The organism is Klebsiella sp. K5-306 (assembly GCF_051835185.1).
Taxonomy (GTDB): domain Bacteria; phylum Pseudomonadota; class Gammaproteobacteria; order Enterobacterales; family Enterobacteriaceae; genus Klebsiella; species Klebsiella oxytoca.
Window position 1 is genome coordinate 1 of the sequence record NZ_JAIFJY010000049.1, and the last position, 2,853, is coordinate 2,853.

Annotated in this window: 3 protein-coding genes and 1 pseudogene; 1 reads left to right on the forward strand and 3 read right to left on the reverse strand. The window is 57.4% G+C overall.

The annotated features are described in order from the left end of the window. Positions 1 to 19 precede the first annotated feature (19 nt). From K2184_RS28860 to aac(3)-IIe, 3 genes are all read right to left on the reverse strand, one after another. A protein-coding gene (locus K2184_RS28860) for an IS3 family transposase (protein WP_369700724.1) occupies positions 20 to 1,176 on the reverse strand; the annotation gives its coding sequence in 2 pieces (ribosomal slippage) (positions 20 to 909 and positions 909 to 1,176; 1,158 coding nt in all). 91 nt (positions 1,177 to 1,267) lie between these two features. Next, on the reverse strand, positions 1,268 to 1,810 hold the full coding sequence (locus tag K2184_RS28865; RefSeq protein ID WP_002063889.1) for an AAA family ATPase: 543 nt from the start codon (positions 1,808 to 1,810) through the stop codon (positions 1,268 to 1,270). Between the two features lie 12 nt (positions 1,811 to 1,822). Further along, complete coding sequence (gene aac(3)-IIe, locus K2184_RS28870) at positions 1,823 to 2,683, reverse strand: aminoglycoside N-acetyltransferase AAC(3)-IIe (RefSeq protein WP_000557452.1); 861 nt, start codon at positions 2,681 to 2,683, stop codon at positions 1,823 to 1,825. Positions 2,684 to 2,789: 106 nt separating this feature from the next. Here aac(3)-IIe and K2184_RS28875 point away from each other — a divergent pair. Continuing rightward, a pseudogene (locus K2184_RS28875) lies at positions 2,790 to 2,853 on the forward strand (hypothetical protein); the annotation flags it as partial.

The following is a 2,853-nucleotide window of genomic DNA, read 5'->3' on the forward strand; positions in this document are numbered from 1 at the left end:
GCCAGGCCTCAGCATTTTATTATGGTGATCCCCTGGGCGAAATGCGCCTGGTAAGCAGAGTTTTTGAAATGTAAGGCCTTTGAATAAGACAAAAGGCTGCCTCATCGCTAACTTTGCAACAGTGCCAATGTGGGCGTCTGGTGTTGTAGAAGTTCAGATATCGGGCGATGCCAGCGCGTGCCTCGGACACAGTCTTGTAGGCATGGAGGTAGACTTCCTCGTATTTGATCGAACGCCAGAGCCGCTCGACGAAGACATTGTCTCGCCACGCACCCTTGCCATCCATCGAGATGGCAATCTGTGACCTCTTCAGCACGGCGGTGAAGTCGATGGAGGTGAACTGCGATCCCTGGTCGGTATTGAAGATTTCCGGCCTGCCATGACGGGCAAGTGCCTCCTCCACCGCCTCGATGCAGAAGGCTGCTTCCATCGTGATCGACAACCGCCATGACAAGACCTTCCGGCTGAACCAGTCCACGACGGCGCACAGATAGACAAATCCCCGCGCCATGGGGATGTAGGTCAGGTCCATTGCCCACACCTGATTGGGCCGGGTGACTGCCAGCTTTCGTATGTGCCCTGGCGCTGGTTTCGAGGTGTTCGGGCGGCGGTAGATCGCCTTGATGCCCATCTTCTTCATCAGCGTGGCGACGTGTCGCCGCCCGGTCTCCAGACCTTCTCCTCTCAAGAGCCCTTGCAACATCCGACTTCCGGCAAAGGGGTAGTCGAGATGCAATTCGTCAATCCGGCGCATAAGGGCCAGATCGCCGTCAGACACCGGACGAGGCAGATAGTAGACGCTGCCACGGCTGAAGCCGAGAAGCTTCGCCTGGCGCACGACGGATAGCTTGTGCTCGCGGTCGATCATTTCTTTCCGCCCAGCAATCCCGCCTTGCCGAGCGCACCGGATAAAAAATCGTTCTCCAGTGTCAGTTCGCCGATTTTCGCGTGCAGCGTTTTGACATCGATGGTCGGACCCGACGGCTCCGCTTTCGTTTCATCGCCGAACACACCTGTCGCCCCCTCAAGGAGCTGGTCTTTCCATTGCTTGATCTGGTTGGCGTGCACATCGAACTGCTGGGACAACTCCACCAGCGTCTGCTCACCTCGGATGGCGGCAAGTGCCACCTTCGCCTTGAAAGCCGGGCTATGGTTCCGGCGCGGTCGTCTCGTCATGGTCTCTCCTGTTCCCGGCATCTAAGCCGAAGTCAGGCAGAAACTCCACTTATCCCCGCTGTGCAGATTTCCCGAGCCAGCTCTAAGGCGATCAGGTGCGCTGATCGAGTCTGTCGAGCACCATCGCTGCAAGTTCATCGCTGGTGTGTGCACCACTATCGAGAACACGGGTTGTGGACGGAAGCCGTTCCCTTGCGGCCAAGCATCGGGCGACATTCGCTAATCGCCACTCTCGAATCTCCGCATTCCGATTCGGGTCAGGATGCATGGTCTGGTTCGAGATCCGGTGACGCAATAGGTCCTCGTTAAGCATCAGAAAGATGTGCAGCAGCTGATCGTCGATCTGCCTTAACCCGTCGAGTATCTCAGTCAGATAGTCCGGGTGCACGAGCGTCATTGGGATGATGATGTCCTGCGAGTAATTCCTGCGAATCTCGCTGACCGCAGCGATCGTAAGTCCCCTCCACAAGGGGAGATCCTGATAGTCTCCGCTCGCTGGTATGGGGACCGTTTCTTTCACCACGAACCCGATTTCCTCAGGGTCAAAGATCAGCGATTTCGGACGCCGATCGCGCAGCCGCTCAGCGAGAGTCGTCTTTCCGGCGCCGAAAGGTCCGTTGATCCAGATTATCATTGTCGACGGCCTCTAACCGGAAGGCTCGCAAGAGCGCTGGGCGGCTTCGTGTGCTGGCACGATCGGAGTGGCTCCGAAGTGCTTCTCAAGATAGGTGACGCCGAACGTCACGATGTCCTGCGCGTCGAACAGGTAGCACTGAGCAAAGCCCACGACACCTTCTCGATGGCGACCGAGCTTCACGTAAGCATTTGCTATAGTTTCGACCGCATCCGGCTTTCCTTCGATAGCAAAGCAATCGAGAATGCCGTTTGAATCGTATTCTGATGCCGTTTTCCAGGCGACTTCACCGTTTCTTCCAAGCATCGGCATCTCATACGTCACCCATCGTTTGTTGGGGATATCCGCAACCGCCTCGGCGTAGTGCAATGCGGTAACGGAGTTTAGCGGCGCACCCAACAGCAGGGCCTTCCCGCCAAGGCGGACGAACCGCTCGACGGGCGACCCTTCCCCCAAGGCGTGACCGAGTTCGTGAGGCTCCGTCAGCGTTTCAGCTAGCGGACCAACCGCGACCATCGATGCATCGGGGTGCGCGCTGCGCCGCGCGCCGGGGGCTTGAACCAGAAATTGATTCAGCAGGCCGAACCCACGGTAAGTCCCGGCCGTTGCGGGATCGAACGGCGGCCAGGTACGGCGGGCTTTGTCATCCAACCGAGCGCCATTCAGAGTCTCCTCGTAGGGTGATCGGTCCCACGACGCGTATCCCATCACAGTGCCAGTCGGCCCAACCGCGGAGCGTAACGCGGCAACGACCGTCTCCGCTCCTCCTTCGACCGGACCAATCGCTTTAAGTGAGGCATGCACCATCAACAGGTCACCGGTTTGGACTCCTAATTTTCGAATTGCCTCCGTTATTGCCTTCCGCGTATGCATCGCGATATCTCCTCTAAACTGCAAAACACTATACCTATCGAGAGGCACTGTTGCAAATAGTCGGTGGTGATAAACTTATCATCCCCTTTTGCTGATGGAGCTGCACATGAACCCATTCAAAGGCCGGCATTTTCAGCGTGACATCATTCTGTGGGCCGTACGCTGGTACT